The 22,971-nt window shown below is 41.3% G+C and carries 17 protein-coding genes and 1 other RNA gene; 16 read left to right on the top strand and 2 right to left on the bottom strand.

The window, feature by feature from the left end; genetic code table 11:
- Positions 1–22 precede the first annotated feature (22 nt).
- The 13 genes from HXT53_RS02210 to HXT53_RS02270 all read left to right on the top strand — a co-directional run bounded on the left by HXT53_RS02210 (position 23) and on the right by HXT53_RS02270 (position 17,337).
- The gene (locus HXT53_RS02210) at positions 23–988 is read left to right on the top strand and encodes a TrmH family RNA methyltransferase (protein ID WP_014554679.1); all 966 of its coding nucleotides are present in this window, start codon (positions 23–25) and stop codon (positions 986–988) included.
- A 60-nt stretch (positions 989–1,048) separates the two neighbouring features.
- A complete protein-coding gene (gene pheS, locus HXT53_RS02215) occupies positions 1,049–2,116 on the top strand; it encodes a phenylalanine--tRNA ligase subunit alpha (RefSeq protein WP_004112530.1) in 1,068 nt (355 codons plus the stop codon).
- Positions 2,117–2,121: 5 nt separating this feature from the next.
- Positions 2,122–4,746, top strand: a complete 2,625-nt coding sequence (gene pheT / locus HXT53_RS02220) for a phenylalanine--tRNA ligase subunit beta (protein WP_421780533.1) — start codon at positions 2,122–2,124, stop codon at positions 4,744–4,746.
- A gap of 194 nt (positions 4,747–4,940) precedes the next feature.
- Positions 4,941–5,564, top strand: a complete 624-nt coding sequence (locus tag HXT53_RS02225; RefSeq protein ID WP_004115512.1) for an arginine repressor — start codon at positions 4,941–4,943, stop codon at positions 5,562–5,564.
- A 285-nt stretch (positions 5,565–5,849) separates the two neighbouring features.
- Complete coding sequence (locus tag HXT53_RS02230; protein WP_004574968.1) at positions 5,850–7,064, top strand: argininosuccinate synthase; 1,215 nt, start codon at positions 5,850–5,852, stop codon at positions 7,062–7,064.
- Positions 7,065–7,094: 30 nt separating this feature from the next.
- A complete protein-coding gene (gene argH, locus HXT53_RS02235) occupies positions 7,095–8,600 on the top strand; it encodes an argininosuccinate lyase (protein WP_004112537.1) in 1,506 nt (501 codons plus the stop codon).
- Positions 8,601–8,666: 66 nt separating this feature from the next.
- The gene (gene tyrS / locus HXT53_RS02240; RefSeq protein ID WP_421780537.1) at positions 8,667–9,986 is read left to right on the top strand and encodes a tyrosine--tRNA ligase; all 1,320 of its coding nucleotides are present in this window, start codon (positions 8,667–8,669) and stop codon (positions 9,984–9,986) included.
- An 83-nt stretch (positions 9,987–10,069) separates the two neighbouring features.
- Complete coding sequence (locus HXT53_RS02245) at positions 10,070–11,635, top strand: tetratricopeptide repeat protein (RefSeq protein ID WP_004112540.1); 1,566 nt, start codon at positions 10,070–10,072, stop codon at positions 11,633–11,635.
- Positions 11,636–11,733: 98 nt separating this feature from the next.
- Positions 11,734–12,831 carry an HAD-IIA family hydrolase gene (locus HXT53_RS02250; protein ID WP_004112541.1) on the top strand — a complete coding sequence of 366 codons (1,098 nt, stop codon included), beginning with the start codon at positions 11,734–11,736 and terminating at the stop codon, positions 12,829–12,831.
- Positions 12,832–12,869: 38 nt separating this feature from the next.
- Positions 12,870–13,649: a TlyA family RNA methyltransferase gene (locus tag HXT53_RS02255; RefSeq protein WP_004112542.1), complete on the top strand. Its 780-nt coding sequence runs from the start codon at positions 12,870–12,872 to the stop codon at positions 13,647–13,649.
- Positions 13,650–13,757: 108 nt separating this feature from the next.
- On the top strand, positions 13,758–14,786 hold the full coding sequence (locus tag HXT53_RS02260) for an NAD kinase (protein ID WP_004112543.1): 1,029 nt from the start codon (positions 13,758–13,760) through the stop codon (positions 14,784–14,786).
- Positions 14,787–14,795: 9 nt separating this feature from the next.
- Positions 14,796–16,574 (top strand): DNA repair protein RecN, encoded by a 1,779-nt coding sequence (recN, locus tag HXT53_RS02265; protein ID WP_004112544.1) that lies wholly within the window; start codon positions 14,796–14,798, stop codon positions 16,572–16,574.
- Positions 16,575–16,638: 64 nt separating this feature from the next.
- Positions 16,639–17,337 carry an HAD family hydrolase gene (locus tag HXT53_RS02270; RefSeq protein WP_020760152.1) on the top strand — a complete coding sequence of 233 codons (699 nt, stop codon included), beginning with the start codon at positions 16,639–16,641 and terminating at the stop codon, positions 17,335–17,337.
- On the opposite strand, the gene rnpB is transcribed toward HXT53_RS02270, so the two are convergent.
- An RNA gene (gene rnpB / locus HXT53_RS02275) (RNase P RNA component class A) lies at positions 17,336–17,707 on the bottom strand. The two genes, HXT53_RS02270 and rnpB, sit on opposite strands and share 2 nt — an antisense overlap.
- 156 nt (positions 17,708–17,863) lie before the next feature.
- On the opposite strand from rnpB, the gene hpf reads away from it, so the two are divergent.
- Together hpf and secA are read left to right on the top strand one after the other, a co-directional pair.
- On the top strand, positions 17,864–18,538 hold the full coding sequence (gene hpf / locus HXT53_RS02280; protein WP_421780540.1) for a ribosome hibernation-promoting factor, HPF/YfiA family: 675 nt from the start codon (positions 17,864–17,866) through the stop codon (positions 18,536–18,538).
- 212 nt (positions 18,539–18,750) lie between these two features.
- Positions 18,751–21,522 carry a preprotein translocase subunit SecA gene (gene secA, locus HXT53_RS02285; RefSeq protein ID WP_421780542.1) on the top strand — a complete coding sequence of 924 codons (2,772 nt, stop codon included), beginning with the start codon at positions 18,751–18,753 and terminating at the stop codon, positions 21,520–21,522.
- A 99-nt stretch (positions 21,523–21,621) separates the two neighbouring features.
- On the opposite strand, the gene HXT53_RS02290 is transcribed toward secA, so the two are convergent.
- The gene (locus tag HXT53_RS02290) at positions 21,622–22,164 is read right to left on the bottom strand and encodes a hypothetical protein (RefSeq protein ID WP_004112548.1); all 543 of its coding nucleotides are present in this window, start codon (positions 22,162–22,164) and stop codon (positions 21,622–21,624) included.
- A 76-nt stretch (positions 22,165–22,240) separates the two neighbouring features.
- Between HXT53_RS02290 and HXT53_RS02295 the strand changes: the two genes are divergently transcribed.
- A complete protein-coding gene (locus tag HXT53_RS02295; protein WP_101886393.1) occupies positions 22,241–22,930 on the top strand; it encodes a lysophospholipid acyltransferase family protein in 690 nt (229 codons plus the stop codon).
- Positions 22,931–22,971: the final 41 nt, after the last annotated feature.

Consider the following 22,971-nt stretch of genomic DNA (forward strand, 5'->3'; position numbering starts at 1 on the left):
ATATGTAAAGTAGAGTGATATTATGCCGTTAAAAGAGTTAATAGACAACGCGCATAGCGATCGCGTTAAGCGTATTTGTGCAATAAGTCGTGCAAAATCGCGAGTGGATGGGCGCTTTTTAGTAGAAGGTCCGCAAAGCGTTAGGGAAGCGGTAAGGTACGCGCATAAATCGATTCTAGACATTTACGTTTTGCAAGATGCTGTTAATAGTGACTACATTGATGTCAATTCTTTTAAAAATCTTAAAAATGGCATTTTGCAAAATGGATCTTTAGAAACAATAAGCAAAATTGTTGACGAATCCTTAAAAAATCAGTGCTATGTGCACCCTGCAACAGCAGAAGTTATGCATAAGATCAGTACGGATTGTCAAGGGATTGTTGCCGTTTGTGATTCTACTATTTTAGATAAAGAATTTATAAAAGAATTTAATAGTATTGGGGTAGAAAGCAAATATAAGTCTGGTTTTGCTTATGATCCTATATTGATTGCAGCCTGCTGGCAGGTAAGAGACCCTGGCAACGCTGGTGCGATTATTCGCGTTGCAGATGTAGCTGGTTGTAGTGCCGTTGTTTTTGTTGACGATTGCGTGAATCGTTTTAATTCAAAGCTTGTTCGTTCTACTGCAGGCTCATTATTCCATTTGCCAGTAGTGACAATGAGTGAGGATGATTGGTTTGATTGGACAAAGTCATTAAAAATAAGGGTTATTGCAGCTGATATTTATGGAACGGAAAATAAAAAACCAAAGTCTTTTGCAAATCTTCTAAAACCACTAAGTGATGATTTAAATAAAGGATATAACGAAGGATCTAATGCAATATTATTTGGAAACGAAGCCAGAGGATTGCCAGAAGAAATATTAAATAAAGTAGACGAAATATCGGTAATACCTATTTACGGAAAAGCAGAATCAATGAACTTGGCAACCAGCGCTGCAGTAATGCTAATGGGCTTGGCTATGTCTAGTCATGAGCGAAAAATGTAGATTTGAGACGTTTTTTGAATGCTTCACAAAAGTACACATAACACGGATAGGAAGGGTGCTGTGGCAAGTAGTAAGCCGTTCGACTCGAAGGCAATTACAAAGGTAGTAAAAGAGGGTATAGCTTGTGTTCAAGCCGCTAAAACAATGGAAGAGTTGAAAGCGGCAAAAACTAAGTATGCAGGAGCTCAGTCTGCAATGACCCTTGCCAGCAAGTCTATTGGAAGTCTTCAAGTAGAAGAAAAGAAAGAAGCTGGCAAGATAATGTCGGCTTTACGCGCTGATTTTGGTCGTGAATTTGCAGCAGCCCAAGAGCGTATTAAGGCTATTGAAGAAGCTAATATGCTTCAAAAAGAAACAGTCGATATGACCTTGCCAATAAATCGTAAGCCGCTTGGCGCTCGCCATCCGATTGCGCGTATTATTGAAGACTTTGAAGACTTCTTTGTGTCTATGGGTTGGCAGATTTCTGCAGGACCAGAGGTAGAAACAGAGTGGTTCGATTTTGACGCGTTGAATTTTGGTCCAGATCATCCTGCTCGTCAAATGCAAGATACTTTTTATGTGCAAGGTAATCAAGCAAAGGATGCTGCAGGATTTGTTGGATCTAACATGGTTTTGCGTACGCAAACTTCTTCCGATCAGGTTCGTGCGTTAATTGAGCGAGGAGTACCTCTGTATATTGCGTCCCCAGGCCGAGTATTCCGCACGGATGAGCTTGATGCAACGCATACTCCAGTCTTCCACCAGTGCGAAGCTTTGGCAGTAGATAAACATTTGAGCATGGCTGATTTAAAGGGTGTTCTTGATCGACTTGCTGTTGCAATGTTTGGTCCAGATGCAAAAAGCCGTTTGCGCCCAAGCTACTTCCCGTTCACGGAGCCTAGTGCGGAGTTGGATCTTTGGTTCCCAGATAAGAAGGGTGGCCCAGGTTGGATTGAATGGGGCGGATGCGGAATGGTGAATCCGAATGTTCTTAAGTCTGCAGGCTTAGACCCAGATGTTTATACGGGATTTGCTTTCGGTGTTGGCTTGGAGCGCACTTTGCTGCTTCGTCACGATATTAACGATATGCACGATTTGGTTGAAGGCGATAAGCGCTTCAGTGAACAGTTTGTGATGGGAGAGTAGTACTCATGCCAATGGTAGATATTGACTGGCTTAAAGATCATGTTGAAGTGCCAGAAGGTTTGACTTACGAGCAGCTTGCTAAAGATTTGGTGCAAGTTGGCTTAGAAGAAGAAGAGATTCACGACTCTCAAGTTACAGGTCCTATTGTTGTAGGATACGTTGTTGATGCTATTCCTGAGCCGCAAAAAAATGGCAAAATTATTAATTGGTGCCATGTTGATGTTGGAGATAAATACAACGAGATAGACGAAAATGGCAATAAAGTTCCTCGTGGAATTATTTGTGGCGCTCCAAATATGGCTGCTGGAGAAAAAGTTGTTGTAACTCTTCCTGGGGCAGTTTTGCCTAGCGATTTTAAGATTGAGCCTCGCAAAACTTACGGCCACATTTCTAATGGAATGTGCGCATCCGAGCGCGAGCTTGGTTTGGGAGATAGCCACGATGGCATTATTTTGCTTCGCGAATACGGTTTCTCTAAAGCTGAATATGATGCTTTTAAACCTGGAGACGACGCAATGTCGCTTCTGCACTTAAACAAGCCTTTGCTGGAAATTAACATCACTCCTGATCGTGGATACGCGTTTTCTTATAGGGGTGTTGCGCGCGAATATCACCATTCAACTGGTGCAACTTACACTGATCCAGTAATTGAACTTAATAATAAAGCTGATCAAGTAGTTTCTATGTCTGATGGAGCTTCTAAAGATATAGAAGTTAGTATTGAAGATAATAATCCTATTCATGGTGTTGTTGGATGCGACCGTTACTACGCTCGCGTTGTTAGAAACTTTAATCCAGATTCTTCTAGCCCTAATTGGATGCGTAGGCGTTTAACTCGTGCTGGAATGCGTGGTATATCTCTTGCAGTAGACGTTACAAATTACGTAATGCTCGACTTAGGTCAGCCTCTTCACGCTTATGATTTAGATAAGATTGAAGGTCCTATTGTTGTTCGCCGCGCTAAAGCTGGAGAGCGTTTAACAACTTTAGATGGCAAAGACAGAGAGCTTAACGTTGAGGACTTGCTTATTTGCGATTCTCCAAAGGGAAATCACGGTTCGCGTGTTCTTGGACTTGCTGGCGTAATGGGCGGAATGTATGGAGAAGTAACGAGCGAAACGAAGAATATTCTTGTTGAAGCTGCACACTTTGACCCCGTTTCTATTGCACGTACAGCTCGTAGACATAAGCTTCCAACTGAGGCATCTCGCAGGTTTGAGCGTGGCGTTGATACTGCTTTGCAGCCAGCAGCTGCGCAAATGGCTGTTACAATGCTCAGCGATTTTGGTTCTGGAGAGCCTTCTAATACGCCTACAGACGTAAACAATACTGTTGATAGAAGTGTTATTGTTTTCAAAGCTAGCGAAGTAGAGCGTGTTTCTGGCTTAAGCATTGATTTGAATCGTATTAGCGATATTCTTACGGATATTGGTTGCTCTGTTGCTGGCGGCGGAAACGGATCCTTCTCTGTTTTGCCTCCAACTTGGCGCCCAGACTTAAATGAGCCATGCGATTTGGTCGAAGAAATCGCGCGCTTGGTTGGCTACGATGAGATTCCTGTTAAGGTTCCAGCTGTTCCTGTTACTGGCAAAACTGGTTTAACGCAAGATCAAGCAACTCGTAGAGCTATTGCATATGAACTTGCTGAAATGGGCTTGATTGAATCTTTGAGCTACCCGTTTGTTGGTCAGGAAGATTTTAAAGCTTTCCGTGAAGACGTTGATTCTGTTGCTAAAGTCAGCGTAAAAATCGCAAATCCTTTGGCTGGCGATCGTCCTTGGCTTCGAAGGAATGTTCTTACCACTTTAGCTGGAACGGTTCGCAGAAATATTCGTCGTGGCTTAAGTGATGTTTCTCTTTATGAGCTTGGTCACGTGTATTTTGCGGATCCTAATGCTCCAGCTATTCCTGCTTTGCCTGGTTCGGTTCGTCCTACGGATGCTCAGCTTGCTGCGTTGGATGCAGGTTTGCCTGAGCAGCCTTTGCATGTTTCAGCTCTTTTAACTGGTAATGCTGAAGAAACAGGTTGGCTTGGAACTCATAGAGAAGTTGATTGGACTGATGCTGTAGAAGCTGTTAATCGTTTAGGAAAGCGAATCGGCGTTGCTTTTGACGTTCGTCAGATTAATTCTGATGATGTTCCTGCTTCTTGGCATCCAGGTCGTACCGCGAAGGTGTATATTCCTGTTGATGGTGCCGACGATGTTGAAATTGGTATTGTTGGAGAGCTTCATCCTCAGGTTGATGAGAATTTGGGTTTGCCAAAGCACTCTGCAGCATTCGAGCTTGATTTGAGCGCATTGTTTGATGCTATGCAAGTTAAGCCTGTTCAGGCAAAACCTGTTTCTACATTCCCTCCTGTTAAGCAGGACTTCGCGTTTGTTGCTCCTTCTTCTTTGACTGCTCACGATTTAAAGGAAGCTATTGTTAAAGCTTCTGGTGATTTGCTTGAGTCTGTAGAGTTGTTCGATGTTTATGAAGGCGAACAACTTGGAGAAGGGCTAAGATCTCTTGCTTATTCTGTAACATTTAGGGCTGCTGATAGAACGCTTTCTAGCGATGATATGGAAGCGGTTCGAGAGGCTATTACAAAGTCTGCTCAAAAATTGCATGCAACATTGCGAGTATAAGTTCGAGTATAAGTTACAGAGTCGCGTTTTTTAAATTAATACGGCTGAATGATTAGTATTATCTGGTTGTTCAGCCGTATTTTTTAGTAAATAAAATAGTATTTATGGCTTTGTTAAAATGTATATATTCATGAATATATTTATGTATTCATGTATATTAGATTGGAGTGCTCTTTAGAAAGGTATTGCCAATTATGGTTGAGTCTAATAGGAAGTCAAATAATTTTAGTAGCGATGATGCGCTTAATCATAGTTATGTGAATGAAGATAATAATTTTGACGATGCTTTTGATGATAATGACGATTTTGGTTCTATTGAATCCGCTGGAAAGCAGCGTCCTACGACTAAAGCTGCACGTTTAAATGCGATTGAACAGGCGCTTTTAAGTGAGGTTATTACTTCACAGTCTCAGCTTGCTAAAGTTTTGGCTCGTCATGGTTTTGAGGTTACTCAAGCAACTTTGAGTAGAGATTTGGATGAAATAAATGCGGTTAAAATTCGTCTTACAGACGGCAGAATTGCTTATGTTCTAGGAGATGGAACTGGTAATCGTCACGCAATGGATACCGTTAGGATTGATCAACAGGTTGCTAGGACTCTTTCTGGTCTTATTACAGAAGTTGGATTTGCTAATAATATTGTTGTGATTCACACTCCTTCGGGCGCTGCTCAATATGTTGCAAGTGTTATTGATAGGCAGCCTTTAAAAGGTATTTTAGGTTCGGTTGCTGGCGATGATACAGTGCTTATGGTTTGTGTTTCTAACGAAGAAGCAGAAGATAGAGCTAATTGGATGCTTTCAGTTGCATCTAGGTGATTTTGTATTAGTTTATTCATTTTATAGTTATATTTGTGTCTAATATGCATCGATGGATGTTGAATTTATAATACTTGCTGCAAAGACCACAGTGTTGTGGTTTTGCACTTTGTTATAGTGTAATCAATTGCATAAGTATTATTTTTATTGTCTTATTTTTTTAAATATTATTTTTCGGAATGTAATAAAAACGTTGTATTTCTAAGCGTGTTGAGATTTTATCTATGGTTGTATAATATACTATATATCGTTTATTTATTCAATATATGACCTTGGGAGGTCACTATGACTAGTAAGAAACGTATTGTATTGGCGTATTCGGGTGGCCTCGATACATCTGTAGCTATTCCGTACCTTAAAGAGCAAACAGGTCAAGACGTTGTAGCTGTGTCACTAAACGTTGGTCAAGGTGGAGAAGCGCTCGAAGTCATTGAAAATCGCGCTTTGGCTTGTGGTGCTGTTGAATCGTATGTAGTTGATGCTCGTGAAGAATTTGCGGATAACTATTGCATGCTCGCATTAAAAGCAAATGCAATGTACGAAGACGTGTATCCTTTAGTTTCCGCGCTTTCTAGGCCGCTTATCACTCGTCACTTAGTTCACGCAGCGCACGAATTTGATGCTGATACAATCGCACACGGTTGCACTGGCAAAGGAAACGATCAGGTTCGTTTTGAAGTTGCAATCCAGTCTTTGGATCCAGATTTAAAGGCAATTAGCCCAATTCGCGATTTGTCGCTTACTCGCGATGTGGAAATCGCTTTTGCAAACGAGCACAAGCTTCCGATTACTCAAAGCAAGAAAAGCCCATATTCTATAGACCAAAATGTTTGGGGAAGGGCTATTGAAACAGGCTTCTTGGAAGATCCGTGGAATGCTCCAACCGAAGAATGCTACTCTTACACAAAGAATCCTTTGGAAGCTACAACTCCAGACGAAGTTACAATCACGTTTGAAAAAGGTATTCCAGTTGCAATTGACGGTCATAGCGTAACTCCATTGCAAGCAATCGAAGAAATGAACAAAAGAGCTGGGGCACAAGGAATCGGCAGAATCGACATTATTGAAGATCGTCTAGTTGGCATTAAGTCTCGCGAATTGTACGAAGTTCCAGGCGCGCAAGCTTTGATTACGGCTCATCAAGAGCTTGAGAATTGCTGCTTGGAGCGCGAACAGCATAGGCTTAAGCGTGCTCTTGATAAAAAGTGGGCGGAATTTGTGTATGACGGCCAGTGGTTCTCGCCAGTTGTGCGTTCTTTGAACGCGTTCATAAACGAAACGCAAGAGCATGTTTCTGGCGATATTCGCATGACTTTATACGCTGGAAAGGCTGTTGTAACAGGCAGAAAGTCGGATGAGTCTTTGTATGACTTTAACTTGGCTACTTACGATTCTTCCGATACTTTCGACCAGCGCGCTTCCAACGGATTTATTGAAATCTACGGATTGTCTAGCAAGGTTGCAGCGGCTCGAGATATGCGCGTTGCAAAGAACAACTAACAAGAGGAAAGCAGAAAGAAGAATATAACTATGCACGATGCAAATGCCAATGCAAATGCCAACGCAAACCATCCAATAGCCTTGTGGGGCGGACGTTTTAGCTCAGGACCTTCCGCAGAGCTTGCAAAGCTTAGCAAGTCAACTCAATTTGACTGGCGATTAGCGGATGATGATATTGCAGGATCTCGCGCTCATGCGCATGCGTTGCATCGTGCAGGTTTATTGACAAATCAAGAATACGAGGATCTTCAAAAAGCTCTAGACGAGTTGCAAAATCGCGTGGATAATGGCACTTTTACGCCAATTGAAGAAGACGAGGATGAGGCAACTGCATTAGAGCGCGGTTTGCTTGAGATTGCAGGAAACGAACTTGGAGGAAAGCTTAGAGCCGGACGCTCTAGAAACGACCAAATCGCAGCTTTAATACGCATGTTTTTGCGCAGACACTCGCGCGTTTTGGCTGCTCTCGTGTTAGATGTTTGTAATGCTTTAGTTGCTCAATCTTTAGAAGCAAAAGACGCTGTAATGCCTGGTCGTACTCACATGCAGCATGCTCAACCTATTTTGCTTGCACACCAGCTAATGGCTCATGTTTGGCCGCTTTTGCGAGACGTAAATCGCCTTGCGGACTGGGATTTGCGCGCAAACGAAAGCCCATACGGAGCAGGGGCATTGGCTGGCAACACTCTTGGGCTAGATCCCGAAGAAGTTTCTAAAGAACTTGGTTTTTCTGCTGTCTGCGCGAATTCTATTGATGCTACAGCAAGTAGAGATATTGTTGCGGAGTTTTCATTTATTGCAGCCATGATTGGCGTTGATATTTCTCGTTTAAGCGAAGAGATTATTATATGGAATACTCAAGAATTTGCGTTCGTAACTTTAGACGATGCTTATTCTACTGGATCTTCTATTATGCCTCAAAAGAAGAATCCAGATATTGCGGAGCTTGCTAGAGGTAAAGCAGGACGATTAATCGGAGATTTAACTGGATTAATGGCCACTCTTAAAGGTCTTCCTACTGCTTATGCAAGAGATTTGCAAGAAGATAAAGAGGCAGTTTTTGACCAAATTGACACTCTAGAAGTTCTGCTTCCAGCATTCGCAGGGATGGTTAGAACAATGCAATTTAATATTGCTAGGTTGCGTGAACAGTCTGCTACTGGTTTTGCCTTAGCTACAGATATTGCAGAATGGCTTGTAAAACAAGGTGTTCCATTTAGAAATGCGCATAAGTTATCAGGATTATGCGTAAAACGTGCTGAAGAACTTGGTGGGGATTTAGACGTTTTAAGTGATGATGATTTTGATAATATTCTGAATGATTTTGTAGATCGAGCCGATATTGAGAATCTTAAACTTGTTCTTTCTAGTGATGGATCAGTAGCTTCTAGATGTGGAAAAGGTGGAACGGCTTTTGTTCGCGTAAAAGAACAAATTACTCAAGCTCAGCTTGCGATTGATGAGTATAAGAAATTTTCTGAATCTGTAAGTGATGGAACTGCTTATAAGAGTGTCGCCCTGTGCTGCCAAAATTGAAAGGCTTGGATTGCGCTTTTAGCGCCCGATGCCTAGGTAAGTTTTGGCAATAATAAGGAGATACGAATGGCTCAGGTCAGGAATTACAAGGAAGCTGGATTTGCTTCCTTGTTTGAAGAGCTAAAGTGGCGTGGATTAATTTCACAATCTACTGATGAGCAGCAGCTTGCTCAAGCGCTTGACGGAGAACCATTAACGTATTATTGCGGTTACGATCCTACTGCTGCTTCATTGCATATTGGTAATCTTGTTCAGCTTATTAATATGCGTCATTTGCAAGCTGCAGGTCATCATCCTATTGCGTTAGTTGGTGGTGCTACTGGTTTGATTGGTGATCCTCGTCAAAGTGGAGAACGCACGCTTAATTCTAAAGATATTGTGGCTGGTTGGGCAGAGCGCTTACGCAAGCAGATTGGCAGAATTTTGCCTCTTGATGGTGAAAATCCTGTTCGTTTTGTTAGCAATTACGACTGGGTTTCTAAGATGTCTGCTATTGACTTTTTGCGTGATGTTGGTAAGAATTTCCGTGTTGGCACAATGCTTTCTAAGGATATTGTGGCTCGCCGCTTAAACTCCGACGAAGGAATTTCTTTTGCTGAGTTCAGCTATCAGGTTTTGCAAGGAAACGACTTCTTGTACTTGTTTGATAATTACAATGTTACTTTGCAACTTGGCGGATCTGATCAGTGGGGTAATTTGACTTCTGGCATGGACTTGATTCGTAAGGTTCGCGGAGCTTCTGTGCACGTGTTTACAAGCCCGATTATTACGGATAATCAAGGTCGTAAGTTTGGCAAGTCGGAGGGTAACGCAATGTGGCTTGATCCTACAATGCTTAGCCCTTATCGCTTCTATCAGTTCTGGTTTAATCAGCCAGACGATGAAGTTGTTAAGCTTCTTAAAGCTTTTACGTTCTTGCCTAAGAGCGAGATTGAGCGTTTGAACAAGCAAATTCAAGAAGACCCAGGAAGTCGTGAAGCTCAGCGTGTTCTCGCTTGGGAAGTTACAAGCTTTGTTCATGGTGAAGATGTTACGAATCAGGCTATTGCTGCTTCTTCGGCATTGTTTGGTAAGGGTGATTTAGACGCTATTGATGAGCAAACTCTTGAAGCTGCCTTGGATGGTGTTAAGGTTAAGGCGCAGGATGGTAGTTTAGAATTTGCTAAAGCAAATAGTGGTAATCGCGTTGTTGAAGCTGCTGTTGCTGCTGGATTGTTCCGCACAATTTCTGAAGCTCGTCGTGCTATTGAAGCCGGTGGTTTGTACGTTAACAATAATCGAGTAGACAGTGTCGATGACATTTTGAATGATAATTCATTCTTACATGGTCGTTTTGCTTTGATTCGTAGGGGCAAGAAGGCTATTGGCGCTGTTGAGCGTGCTTAGTTTTTTAAGCGTGTTTGATTTGTTTTTAATATTAGATTTTTAGTATAATTTTATATTTTTAGAATTTGAAAGGTATGCCAATAATGGGCGAAGAACGCGGATCGCGTAGTGGTAAGTCGTTTGGTAATCGTGGCCATTTTAGCCGTCAAAATGGCGGTAAAAATGGTGGAAACGGCGAGCATCGTGGCGGATTCCATAAGGGTGGATTCCACAAAGATGGTGGCAGAAAGTTTAATCACCGTGATGGCGAACGTAGATTTGAGCACAATGATCGCAGATATGATGATCATAAGAACGGTCGTCGTGACGATTTTGAGCGTGATTCTGGTAGTTCAGAAGGTTTAAGACGCAATGGATTCCACAAAGGTGGATTCAATAAGAGCGGTTTTAAGAAGGATAACGATCGTAGGTTTAACCATCGTGATAATGATCATAGGTTCAACCGTGATGATCGTGATAACCGCAGTGATCGCAGATTCGATAGAAAAGATAATCACGAAACTCGCAGAAATCGTGGTTTTGATGCCAAGTCGGAAGAAAATGGCAATCCAAGGTACAAGAAGTTTGATCGTGATAATCGTGGCGAGCGCAATGATCGCCGCTTTGAAGATAATCGCGGTGGCTTCCACAAGGGTGATTTTAAGAAGAATGATTCTAGAAAGCGCGATTCAAAGTCGTCTTTCCGCTTTGAAAATGGTCCTCGTAGAAACTCGGATGGAACTGTTTCTTACCCATCTCAAAACCCTTATACTGATAGGCGTCCAGGCGAACCTAAGATGCCTAAGGGCTTAGAATATTCCATGCTTTCTAAAGAATCTCGTGAGCGTTTGCGCGGTCTTTCTAAGGAACATTCTGAAAATATTGGTTTGCATATTCTCGCAGCTTATGCTTTGCAAGAAGAAGATCCAGAGCTTGCATTGGAACATGCAAAGTGGGCTGCAAAGCAGGCATCGCGTATTGATTTTTCGCGCGAAACATTAGGATTTATTGCATACCGTCAGGGTGATTACAAGCTTGCTGCGCGCGAGTTTAGAACAGCTATGCGAATGAATGGCTACATGGATTATCTTCCATTTATTGCCGATTGTGAGCGCGGTATGGGCAACCTTGATAAGGCTTTGGAAATCTGCATGTCGGATGAAGCTAGAAGGGTTACTGGCGAAGTCAAGGCAGAAATGTTCCTTGTGTACGCAGGTGTTTTGGCAGATACAAACCATTCGGATAAGGCTATTGAGCTTGTTCACGCAATGGGTAGGTCTAAGGGTTTGCCTGGCGAGTATAGAATGCGTGCAGTTCAAGCGGAACAGTACTTCCTAGAGGAGGCTGGGCGAAGTGATGAGGCTATTGAGCTTGACTCTTTGCTTGATCGCTTAGAAGAGCAATACGCAGATATTGAAGACGAAGAAAATCCAGAAGATGTTGTGATTGACTACGATTTGGAACATCTTAATGATGCGATTATGGACGAAGTTGGCATTAGTGAAGATGATGCGCAATTTGCTCCAGATGATGACTCGGATGATTCAGACGATTCGGATGATTCAGACGATGATTCGGGCGAAGATTCAGACGATTCAGACGATGATTCACAAATCGCAGACAATACTGAAACTATAGAGATGAGTGCAGTTAAGTCTGAAGAGGAATAGTACAACCATATTTTCTAAGCCCGGCTTCTGTATTATGAGAGTATAGTAAGCCGGGCGTTTGCTACTTTGATATTTTTAAAATCATGTGGGGATATTCTATGCAACTTGATGAACGAACGAATTTTTCAAATAGTAAATCTGCGTTAAGCAAGAATTTTCGCTTAGCTTTGCTTGACTTAGACGGCGTAGTGTATAGAGGCGGAAAATCCGTTGAATATGCTGCTGAATCAATTGAAAATGCTCAAAAAAATGGCATGTTTATTGAATATACGACTAATAATTCTTCTCGTTTTCAAGAAGTTGTAGCAAGTCAACTAGAAAGTTTCGGCTTAAAAGTAGAGCCGTGGCAGATTATAACTTCTTCTGTTGTTGCAGCAAGAATGGTTGCTCGCTACGTTCCGAGAAATTCTAATGTTTTAGTGCTTGGAGCCGATCATCTCATACAAGAGGTTCGTAGTGCTGGTCTTAATCCAGTAAAGTCTTGTAAAGACAATCCAAAAGCTGTTATCCAAGGCTGGTATCCGCAAATGACTTGGCAAGAAATGGCACAAGTCGCTTTCGCAGTAGAGCATGGAGCTAAGTATTTTGTTACTAATCGCGATTTAACAATTCCACGTGAGTTCGGTATAGCTCCTGGATGCGGTTCTATGATTCAAGCTGTAGTAAATGCAACTGGAGTTGAGCCTATTGCTTCTGCTGGAAAACCCGAGTGCGCAATGTATGACGAAGCGAGATTGTTGGTTGCTGCAAATGCAAATCACAATGATGAAGATGTTAAAGAATATGCAGAAAAAGATGAGTTTGGGAATCCTGTAATAAGTATTTCGCGTTCGCTAGCCGTAGGAGACCGATTGGATACAGACATCGAAGCTGGTACCAGAGGGGGATATGAGTCTCTTCTAGTGCTTACTGGTGTCACCAATCCGCGTATGTTGCTTGAGGCTCCAAAACACTTGCGACCAAGCTTTGTTTCTAAGGATTTAAGAGGACTAAACGAGGCTCATGAGTCTCCAAAGCGTGTTGACGACGTTACATTTGTATGCGGAACTTCTAGAGCACAAATTGTTTGTAATTCTATTGAAGTAAACAATCCTAATGATTGCAACGCTTTGCGTGCTGCTTGTGTGCTCGCTTGGTGTTTAAAGGATAGTGGAAAATCGCTTGAAGACTACATTCTTCCAGAGTTTTCTTTATGAATATATGAGTTTGCATATGTGTGTATGAGGATTTTTCAATGTCTGACGGAGATGATTTAGTTCAGCGATTAGATTGTGAACTTGTAAATCGCGGATTAGTGAAAAGTAGAACTACAGCTCAGCGTTTAATTAAGTCTGGGTTAGTAAAAGTAGATAATCGAATTGTTTATAAATCATCATTTTTAGTGGAAAAAGCGCAAGAAATAAGTTTTGATGAATCAAAAAAAGAAAATTCTTGTCTTAAATATGTTTCTAGAGGAGCACTCAAATTAGAAGGTGCGTTCTCTTTATTTGAAGATTTAGGATTAAAAGTTTATTCAAATACTAAAGCGCTAGATATTGGTGCTTCAACTGGCGGTTTTTGCGATTATTTGTTGCAAAATGGCGTTAATCGCGTTATTGCTTTAGACGTTGGACACGGTCAATTGCACCCAAAGATCGCAAGCGATCCGCGCGTTATCGAAATGAGTGGCGTAAATATTAGAAATGTTTACGCGCAAGATCTGCCTTACAAGCCTAATCTTATAGTCTCAGATGTTTCTTTTATATCTCTTACTTTTGTTATTCCAGTAATCGCGCGTATTGCGCAAAACAACGCGAATATTGTTCTTCTTGTAAAGCCACAATTTGAAGTTGGTAAGGGAAATCTTGGAAAAGGCGGAATTGTAACAGATAAAGACCTAAGACTTAAAGCATTAGAAAATATTAAAGAATGCGCTAAAAATAGTGGTTTAAAAGTTGTTTCAACTCATGAATCTCCTATAGAAGGAACTCATGGAAATATTGAATATCTTCTTTATGCGCAATTTAATAGTTAAAAATAATTATTTGATAAATATTTTTTACATAAGCAGTACAATGCGCAATATGTAGTGCAACAATTACAATATTTATTGTTATTTGCAAAACCACAAAGGGGCTGTGTTATGCCAGAACTTTTAGTAGATGATGATGCTTCTTATGCTCGTCGCGCTCTGGTAGTTACGCATGCGCGTCTTGATAGTCACAGTGCCGTTGTAAATCAAGTTACCACGCAGCTTAGTAGTGCTGGTTTTCATGTAGATGTGTTTCATAGTGCTGCCGTATCTGATTTTGCGCAAAAAACAGCACATGTTATTGATGAAAACACAGAGATTGTTGTTGTGCTTGGTGGAGATGGCACAATGCTTCAAGCTGCAGAATTGGTGCATTGCACTCCTGTTCCAATCATAGGTATAAATCTTGGTCATGTTGGATTTTTGGCGGAATTTGAAAGCTTCCAAATAGATGAGGCTATTAGAAGAATTGCTCAAAAAGATTACTTTTTAGAGCATAGGATGGAAGCTCATGTAGATGTTTGGCTTCCTGGAGCGAGTGAGCCTTTAAGTGATTGGGCGCTTAACGATATTACTTTAGATAGGGCAGATCGCGGTAGAATGGTGGAGCTTTCGATTCGCGTTGATAATGTTGAAATGTCGTCTTTTGGCTGCGATGGTGTTATTGTTTCTACTCCTACTGGTTCTACTGCGTACGCATTTTCGGCAGGAGGTCCAATCATGTGGCCAAACGTTGAGGCTTTGCAACTGGTTCCTTTGGCTGCACACGCGCTTTTTTCTAGACCATTGATTATCGGAGCAGGTTCAACTTTTACTATTGATATTTTGGAAGATTCAGCTTCTGGTGGTTGGATTTGTTGTGATGGTAGGCGTCAAAGGGCTTTACCGCAAGGCTCTAGGATTCAAATTCGTCAGTCCAAAGATGAGCTGTTTTTAGCGCGTCTTTCTGGTGTTCCATTTACGCAAAGATTAGTTACTAAGTTTGATTTGCCTGTAGTTGGTTGGCGCGAAAATCGTCGTAAAAAGTCTTCCAAACCTAAGGAATATGAGGCTAATCTGCATAATGAAACCGATAGGAATTATGAAGATGTTCCAAATGTCTCAAATAACTACCATAACCCTAATAGCTTAAACTCGTAGGGGGCATCCTTGCTTGAAGAATTAGAAATTCGTAATTTAGGACCAATCTCTCACGCGGTTATTACTCCCTCATATGGAATGACTGCTATTACTGGAGAAACAGGGGCTGGAAAATCTATGCTTCTAAGCGCTATAAGACTTATATCTGGAGGAAAAGCTGATTCTTCTAGAATTGCATCTTTTGCGTCAGAATCATGGGCGCAAGGCGTTTTTTCTGTTTCAAAGTCAGGAATTGTTTCTAATCTTTTGCAAGAATCTGGGATAGATGTTGAAGAATCTGAAGGCGATGATTCTAAAATAGATGTTTATGTATCTCGTACTGTTCCAAAATCTGGTAGGTCTAGGGCGGTAGTATCTGGTTGTTCTGTTCCTAAGACTTTGCTGGATAAAATTTGTTCGCAAACAATAACAATTCATGGGCAAAGTGATCAGTTGCGTATAGCAACAAGTGCAAAACAGCGTGAGTTCTTGGACTCAATTTCTTGTGATTCAAAAGAATTACAAGAATATTCTGTGGCATTTAAAGAATGGCAGGATTCTGTTGAATCTTATAACAGGCTTATAAATCAAGAATCTTCTTCTAGGCAGCGTGCAGATTATTTGCGAGAATCGCTAGAAAAAATTCGCCAAATCGATCCAAAACGGAATGAAGATGAAGAGCTTAAAGCTAAAAGAGATCGCATAGAAAACGCTGCTCAAATCGTTGGAGCTATTAGCGAAGCAATTTCTTCGTTAGACGCAAGTCAAATTGACTACGGCGCAATAGATTCCGTTGACGCATTACATTTGGTTGACAATGCATCTAAGGCAATTCGCTCGATTCGAGTTGATGGAGATTATAGCGCGATTGCAAATCAACTTGACGATATTTCTTCCCAAATTTCCGACATTGTTATGCAGCTCGCTCAGCAATTAGATGTTGATGAGAGTCAGGAAGATTTAGACGCTATTAACAATCGTATTCACGATTTAAGCGATTTAACACGCAGATGGGGTCCACAGATCGACGATGTTTTAGAGTGGGCTAAAAAGGCACAATTTGAGCTTGAAGATTTAGATGATTCACCTGAGGCTATTGATCGCGCTAAAAAAGCCTGTGATAAGTATTATTCTAATGCCAAAAATTTAGCAGATAAACTTTATGATTTGCGCAAAAGTGCAGCAGAAAAGTTTAGTTTTGAAGTTAGTAAAGAGCTTGAATCTTTGGCTATGCAAGATGCTCAGCTTTTAATCAAAGTTAATAGGCGTAAAGTAGATGAAACTGGAGTAGTTGACTTAGATTCTCATGGTTTAGACAACGTTGAGTTTCTTTTTAAGCCTTTCCCGTCGTCTGATTATTTGCCAATGGGTAGCAGTGCTTCAGGTGGAGAGTTAAGTAGACTTATGTTAGCTATGGAGTTGGTTGCGGCAAAATTCAATAACAGCGACTCTCATTCTATGACTTTTATTTTCGACGAGGTTGATGCGGGAGTTGGAGGAGTTGCAGCAGTGGAATTAGGCAAACGCTTAGCTCAACTTGCTAAAAGTTCTCAGGTGATTGTTGTAACGCATTTGGCTCAAGTTGCTTCTTTTGCTGATGTTCAATTTGTGGTTAGAAAAAGTTTTAGTGATTCATCGGTTTCTGGTGATTCTTCTAATGATTTTAACTCTTCATTAGTCGTAGATACTACTGTTACTAAGTTGGATGATTCACAGCGTGAGCAGGAAATAGCCAGAATGCTTTCTGGAAGTCAGTCGCAAGCTTCTTTAGAGCATGCTAGAGAATTGTTAAAAACAAGCAAAATTTAATCTAAAATCTGAATCTAATTCAAAGTAATTTTTATAAAACAGGATTAATATCAGGATTAATAATATGAGCGAAAATGTGTTAGTTGATAATTCAAATTGTGCAGCAATTTTTGATTTTGATGGTACTTTGCTTTACTCTTTACATGTTTGGGATGATATAGACGAAAAGAGTTTTGCTAAACGCGGTATTAAAGTGCCTGATGATTTTGCTGATTCCACTGCAACAATGACTCCTCGAGAAGTGGCTGATTATGTTATTGCACGTTTTGGTTTTACGGATTCTCCCGAAGATTTAATGCAGGAATGGAATGATATGGCTAATGAAGCTTATTCTAATCAACTGCTTCTTAGAAAAGGTGCAAAAATTTACGTGGATTATTTGCATAAAACAGGTGCAAAATTAGTTCTTATGACTACTCTTTCTAAATCTTTATGCGAATCATCTTTAAAGCGAACAGAATTATGGCAATATTTTGATTTGATGATTTTTGGTGAAGATTTACAATCAGATGGGAAAAATAGTCCTCAAACTTATTTAGATTTGTCCAATAGAATAGGTGTAAAACCAGAGTATTGCACTGTTTTTGAGGATTCAGCTATAGCTTTAAAGTCGGCTCGTTTGGCTGGAATGAAAACTTGTGGTGTAGCGGATTTAGATAATAGTGATTTAAATCCAGAATTTAATAATTGTTGCACAGTTTTTTGTGATTTTGATTTCGCTCCAAAAGTGTTATGCAAAAAACTAAGTGAAAATCAAAATTAAGTTGAGGTTTCACATACCCCGGGTTTTGTCGCGTGCAAAATGCACACGGATGACCATCCATCTCGATTTGACGTTACCGCCAAACTCTAGCAGTCTACCCGAAGACTTAGGCGAGCAGCCCTTAAACACCTTCTACTTGACCTTGCTCCCAATGAGGCTTGCCATGCGGCTAACTGTTACCAGAAGCCCGGTGGTCTCTTACACCGCCGTTTCACCCTTACCTAAACAAAAGTTTAGGCGGTCTATTCTCTGTTGCGCTATCTCTCAGGTTGCCCTGGGCGGACGTTATCCGCCATTGTGCTCTACGGAGCCCGGAAGTTCCTCAGCTACTCCGAATGAACATTGCAGCCGCGGTCATCGTGAAACCTCAACCTTCCCAATTATAACAGACGTTTTAATTTTGCGCATATTTTGCGACTCGCTAGAAAATGGCGGCTTTTAGCGGATATAATGGATGTATCAGCGGCGCTGGTGCCGTTGACGTGTACACAAACCGATTTATATCGGATTACTTAAGGAGGTTCGCATGGAAATCGTCATCACCGGACGTCATACGCAGATTAAGCAAAGATTCCGTGACGTTGTGGAAAGCAAGATGAATCGTGTGACCGCCATTGCTCCAGATGCGCAGCGCATTCAGATTGTGCTTAACACTGAGGGCAATCCAAGGCAGGCAGATACTGCAAAAAGAGTTGAAATTACTGTAGTTGCAGGAAGTACGGTTATTCGCGCAGAAGCATCTAGCACAGACCAATACAGTGCATTGGATATGGCTCTTGATAAGTTGACGCTTCGTTTGCGCAGAACTCGCGATCGTCGTAAGGATCATCGTCGTGGATATGAGCAAATGGTTCCAGTTGATTTGGGTGTTGCAGAGCCAGAAGTTGAAACAACTGTTGAAGAAGTTGTTCAAGTTGATGGAACGAATAGTGCAGATGCTGCGGTTGCTTCCGACTTGGGTCCTGGCGAATCAGTGGAGGTGAGTGTTGGAGATACTCCTATTGTGATTCGTCGCAAGCTTCATATTGCTGAGCCAATGAGCATTGACGAAGCGTTGTATGAAATGGAACTTATTGGTCATGATTTCTTCCTGTTCGTAAATAAGGAAACAATGAGACCTTCGGTTGTGTATCGTAGGCATGGATGGAGTTATGGTGTGTTTGAAATTGATACTCCAGAAAACGTTTCTAAAAAGAAGTAATAAAGAAGTAATAAAGCAAATAAGGGTAAAACATTATTAAATAGAAATTAACTCATATGAGTCAATGCCCGTCTAGTAAAAGTCTAGGCGGGCATTTTATGCGCAGTGTCAGACTCGCTATCTTATAAAAATCGCAGCCGTCGCGTAATATAGGCACAGTTTACGTCTATATTGGCTAGCCGAATAATAGACACGACCTAAGGGAGCTAAACGTGGTAGATATCGTCGATAAAGCCTTGCGCATGGGTGAAGGCCGTCAATTGAAGCGCCTTGAGAATGTTGCAAAGGCTGTGAATGCGCTAGAAGATGAGATTTCTGCGCTTTCCGATGAAGAGCTTAAAGGGCAAACGGCAAAATTCAAGCAGAAGTTAGACAATGGTGCAAAACTTGATGATTTAATGCCAGAAGCATTTGCTACAGTAAGAGAGGTTTCAAGGCGTACTCTTGGTCAGCGTCATTTTGACATTCAGCTCATGGGTGGTGCAGCATTGCATTGGGGCAATATTGCAGAAATGAAGACTGGTGAAGGTAAAACACTTGTTGCAACACTGCCTAGCTATTTGAACGCTTTGGAAGGTAAGGGCGTTCATGTTGTTACTGTTAACGACTATCTTGCTAGCTATCAAAGTGAGCTTATGGGTCGTATTTACAGGTTCCTTGGCATGAGCGTTGGATGCATTATTACAGATCAGCAGCCTCCAGAGCGCAGGAAGCAATACAACGCAGATATTACTTACGGCACAAACAACGAGTTTGGTTTCGACTATTTGCGTGACAACATGGCTTGGGAAAAGGGCGATCTTGTTCAGCGTGGTCATCACTATGCAATCGTCGATGAGGTTGATTCCATTCTTATTGATGAGGCTCGTACGCCACTTATTATCTCGGGACCTGCCGAAGGTGATGTTACGCGTTGGTATCGCGAGTTTGCAAAGCTTGTTCTAAAGCTTGATCGCGATGTTGATTACAAAATTGATGAGAAGCGCAAGACTGCTGGTATTTTGGATCCAGGCATTGCAAAGATTGAAGATTATTTAGGTATTGATAATCTTTACGAGCCAAGCAACACTGCTTTGATTGGCTACTTGAACAATGCTTTGAAAGCTAAGGAATTGTTCCTTCTTGATCGCGATTATGTTGTTACTAATGGCGAAGTTTTGATTGTTGACGAGCACACTGGCCGTGTTCTTCCAGGTCGTCGTTATAGCGAAGGCTTGCATCAGGCGATTGAAGCTAAAGAGAATGTTGAAGTAAAAGCAGAAAATCAGACTTTTGCAACTATTACTTTGCAAAATTACTTCCGCATGTACGACAAGCTTGCTGGCATGACTGGTACTGCAGAAACGGAAGCTGCCGAGTTTATGGGAACATACAAGCTTGGCGTTCTTCCAATTCCTTCTAACCGTCCAGTTATTCGTATGGATAAGGATGATTTGATCTTCCGCACTAAGAAGGAAAAGCTTGCTGCGATTGTTCGAGACGTAGCTCAGCGTCATGCAAAGGGTCAGCCTGTTTTGCTTGGTACTGCATCGGTTGAATCTTCCGAAATCGTTTCTTCGCTTTTGGATGTTGCTCGTATTCCTCATCAAGTGTTGAATGCTAAGCAAAACGCTAAGGAAGCAGCTGTTGTTGCTGTTGCAGGTCGTAAGGGTGCTGTGACTGTTGCTACAAACATGGCAGGTCGTGGTACAGATATTATGCTTGGCGGAAACGTTGAGTTTTTGGCAGATGCAAAGCTTAAAGCAGAAGGCTATTCTCCAGACGATACTCCAGAGGAGTACGAGAAGCGTTGGCCAGGCGTTTTGGCAGAAGTTAAGGAACAAGTTAAAGACGAGCACGAAGAAGTTAAGAAGCTTGGTGGCTTGTATGTTTTAGGCACTGAGCGCCACGAATCTCGTCGTATTGATAATCAGCTTAGAGGCCGTTCTGGTCGTCAGGGTGATCCTGGCGAATCGCGCTTCTACTTAAGCTTGGAAGATGACTTAATGCGTTTGTTCAACACTCAGCTTGTTGCGCGTGTTATGGCTAAGGGCTTGCCAGAAGGTGAACCAATCGAATCTAAGTATGTTTCTAATGGCGTGCGCACGGCTCAAAAGACTGTTGAGGCGCGTAACTTTGAAATGCGTAAGAACGTTTTGAAGTACGATGATGTTATGAATAAGCAGCGTACTGTTATTTATTCAGAACGTCAGATTGTTCTTAAAGGTGAAGATATTCATGAAGATATCTTGAAGTTTATTAAAGATACTGCCGATAGCTATGTTCGCGGAGCTATGAACGGTTCTGATAAGCCAAAGAACTGGGATTGGGAAGGTCTTAAAGACGCTGTTAATGCTGTTATGCCAATTATTTTGGATTGGGATCAGCTTCGCCTGCAGATTGAGTCTCTTAAGGGAGAAAAAGCTGTTGAAGCTTTGCGAGACACTATAGTAGATGGCGTTACTACTATTTACGCTGTGTTTGAAGAAAGAATGGGTTCTGATAACTTGCGCCAGTTTGAGCGTAGAGTTGTTCTTGCTGTTCTTGATCGAAAGTGGCGTGAACATCTTTATGAGATGGATTATTTGAAGGATGGTATTGGTTTGCGCGGTATGGGTCAGCGTGACCCTCTGGTTGAATATCAGCGCGAAGGTTTCCAGATGTATAACTCAATGATTGAGGCAATTAAGGAAGAGTCTATTCAGCTTCTATTCCGTATGAATCTCGAGCAGATTGTTGCGGAAACTGAAAACCAAGATGATTCTTATGTTGATGCCGATATTCAGCAAGCAGAACAAGAAGAAGATGAGCATTCTGGAATCGTTGGTCCTGCTCCTATGAGCCATGCTGATGGTGAAGTGCCATTGAGTAAGCGTCCAAAGGTTGAAGAATGGAAGACTCCTTGGGCTGATGGTCGTACCTTCCCAGGAACGAACAAGAATGATGAGTGCCCATGTGGCTCTGGCAGAAAGTACAAGTTATGCCATGGTCAGAATGAGGATTAAAATAATTTTAGTTTAAACGAAGATTAAATTTTAAGTTGTAATCTTTAAAAAATGAGGCTGGTGCTTTAACATCAGCCTCATTCTTTTGTATAAATGCACTTAAACTCGTGCGCCTTTTCCGTAGTCGTTGTAATCTTCACTAGAAGTATAATTTTTCTTTCTACTCATAAGTAAGCCTGCAGATCCAACAAGAAACAGAAAAGCGCTTATAGTGCCTGAGTATGCTGCGAAATATGGCACTAAGACGCTAAGAATTACGCCCAAAATACCCAGAATAAGAATAGTCCATAAAACTATGAGGGTAATAGAAATATTCTTAAAATGTGGGTTTGGTGGAACAAAATCGTCTCCGTAAGAATCCATTGTTTCATCAACATCTAACCAACTGGTCTTAACGTTATCTCTTGGACCAGCATTATTGTATGACGCTATTTTAGTAAGTGGTTTTGTCGCCTGACTAATACGTTTTTTAAAGATTTTCGCACTTTTAGATTTCTCTATTTCTTTAAAATCTTCTGCATGATCTCTAATAAAATCAGACCAATTCTCATTAAAAGAATTATCGCCAAAAGAATCGTCATTATTGTTGTTTGAGTTTTTGTCCTCAGGGTGAGGGGAGTTGGTATTCTTAGAAGAAGTCATAAATTATACTGTAGCAAGTCTGCTTGATTGCGTAATGATTCGCTTTTAGTAACTCTTGCTAGAAGGGGTTTTTAGAATGTTGTATTGGTTCTTTGTAAAGGGGTTTGGATTTATTGCGCGTTTACGGATTAATCCTATTGCTCAAGGCGTTAACAACATTCCTAAAAAAGGTGGGGCTATTATTGCCGCAAATCATCTTGCCGTGATTGACGATGCACTTTTGCCTCTCACATGCCCTAGGATGATTCATTTTATGGGTAAAGCCGAGTATTTTGAAGGCAAAGGATTAAAGGGTCGCTTTAAAAAATGGTGGTTTACGTCCGTTGGCGTATTCCCAGTGGATCGTTCTGGAGGTTCTAAATCTCTTGGGGCATTGAATCATGCTCGTGAGATATTAGAAAATGGACAGCTTTTTGGAATTCATATTGAAGGAACTAGAAGTCCTGATGGAAGATTGTATAAGGGACATACTGGTGCAGCTCGCTTAGCTTTGGAAACAGGATGCCCGATTATTCCAGTTGCGATTATTGGTACTAGGGAATTGCAAAGGCATGGTCAGGTTATGCCTGCAAAGGGCTATACAAAGGCTATTTATGGCGAGCCTATTGAAGTTGAAAAAATGAATCCAGAAGATATTACGCACGATATTCTTCGTGAGCTTACCGATAGAGTAACCAAGACAATTCAAAAAATGAGCGGTCAAGAATATGTTGACGAATATGCTCAAACCGTTAAAAAGCGTATTATGGCAGAATCAGCGAAATAAGCTGGTAAATTGTTTGTTGTAGATTATTTGAGTAAAAATAT

It is taken from the genome of Gardnerella sp. KA00390 (assembly GCF_049244075.1).
Lineage (GTDB): Bacteria > Actinomycetota > Actinomycetes > Actinomycetales > Bifidobacteriaceae > Bifidobacterium > Bifidobacterium vaginale.

Excerpts from the sequence above, each read along its gene's own strand:
- HXT53_RS02245 (WP_004112540.1), top strand. The coding sequence starts at position 10,070 with ATGGGCGAAGAACGCGGATCGCGTAGTGGTAAGTCGTTTGGTAATCGT.
- HXT53_RS02225 (WP_004115512.1), top strand. The coding sequence starts at position 4,941 with ATGGTTGAGTCTAATAGGAAGTCAAATAATTTTAGTAGCGATGATGCG.
- argH (WP_004112537.1), top strand. The coding sequence starts at position 7,095 with ATGCACGATGCAAATGCCAATGCAAATGCCAACGCAAACCATCCAATA.
- HXT53_RS02210 (WP_014554679.1), top strand. The coding sequence starts at position 23 with ATGCCGTTAAAAGAGTTAATAGACAACGCGCATAGCGATCGCGTTAAG.
- HXT53_RS02290 (WP_004112548.1), bottom strand. The coding sequence starts at position 22,164 with ATGACTTCTTCTAAGAATACCAACTCCCCTCACCCTGAGGACAAAAAC.
- HXT53_RS02255 (WP_004112542.1), top strand. The coding sequence starts at position 12,870 with ATGTCTGACGGAGATGATTTAGTTCAGCGATTAGATTGTGAACTTGTA.
- HXT53_RS02270 (WP_020760152.1), top strand. The coding sequence starts at position 16,639 with ATGAGCGAAAATGTGTTAGTTGATAATTCAAATTGTGCAGCAATTTTT.
- pheT (WP_421780533.1), top strand. The coding sequence starts at position 2,122 with ATGCCAATGGTAGATATTGACTGGCTTAAAGATCATGTTGAAGTGCCA.
- HXT53_RS02260 (WP_004112543.1), top strand. The coding sequence starts at position 13,758 with ATGCCAGAACTTTTAGTAGATGATGATGCTTCTTATGCTCGTCGCGCT.
- HXT53_RS02295 (WP_101886393.1), top strand. The coding sequence starts at position 22,241 with ATGTTGTATTGGTTCTTTGTAAAGGGGTTTGGATTTATTGCGCGTTTA.
- HXT53_RS02250 (WP_004112541.1), top strand. The coding sequence starts at position 11,734 with ATGCAACTTGATGAACGAACGAATTTTTCAAATAGTAAATCTGCGTTA.
- tyrS (WP_421780537.1), top strand. The coding sequence starts at position 8,667 with ATGGCTCAGGTCAGGAATTACAAGGAAGCTGGATTTGCTTCCTTGTTT.
- HXT53_RS02230 (WP_004574968.1), top strand. The coding sequence starts at position 5,850 with ATGACTAGTAAGAAACGTATTGTATTGGCGTATTCGGGTGGCCTCGAT.
- hpf (WP_421780540.1), top strand. The coding sequence starts at position 17,864 with ATGGAAATCGTCATCACCGGACGTCATACGCAGATTAAGCAAAGATTC.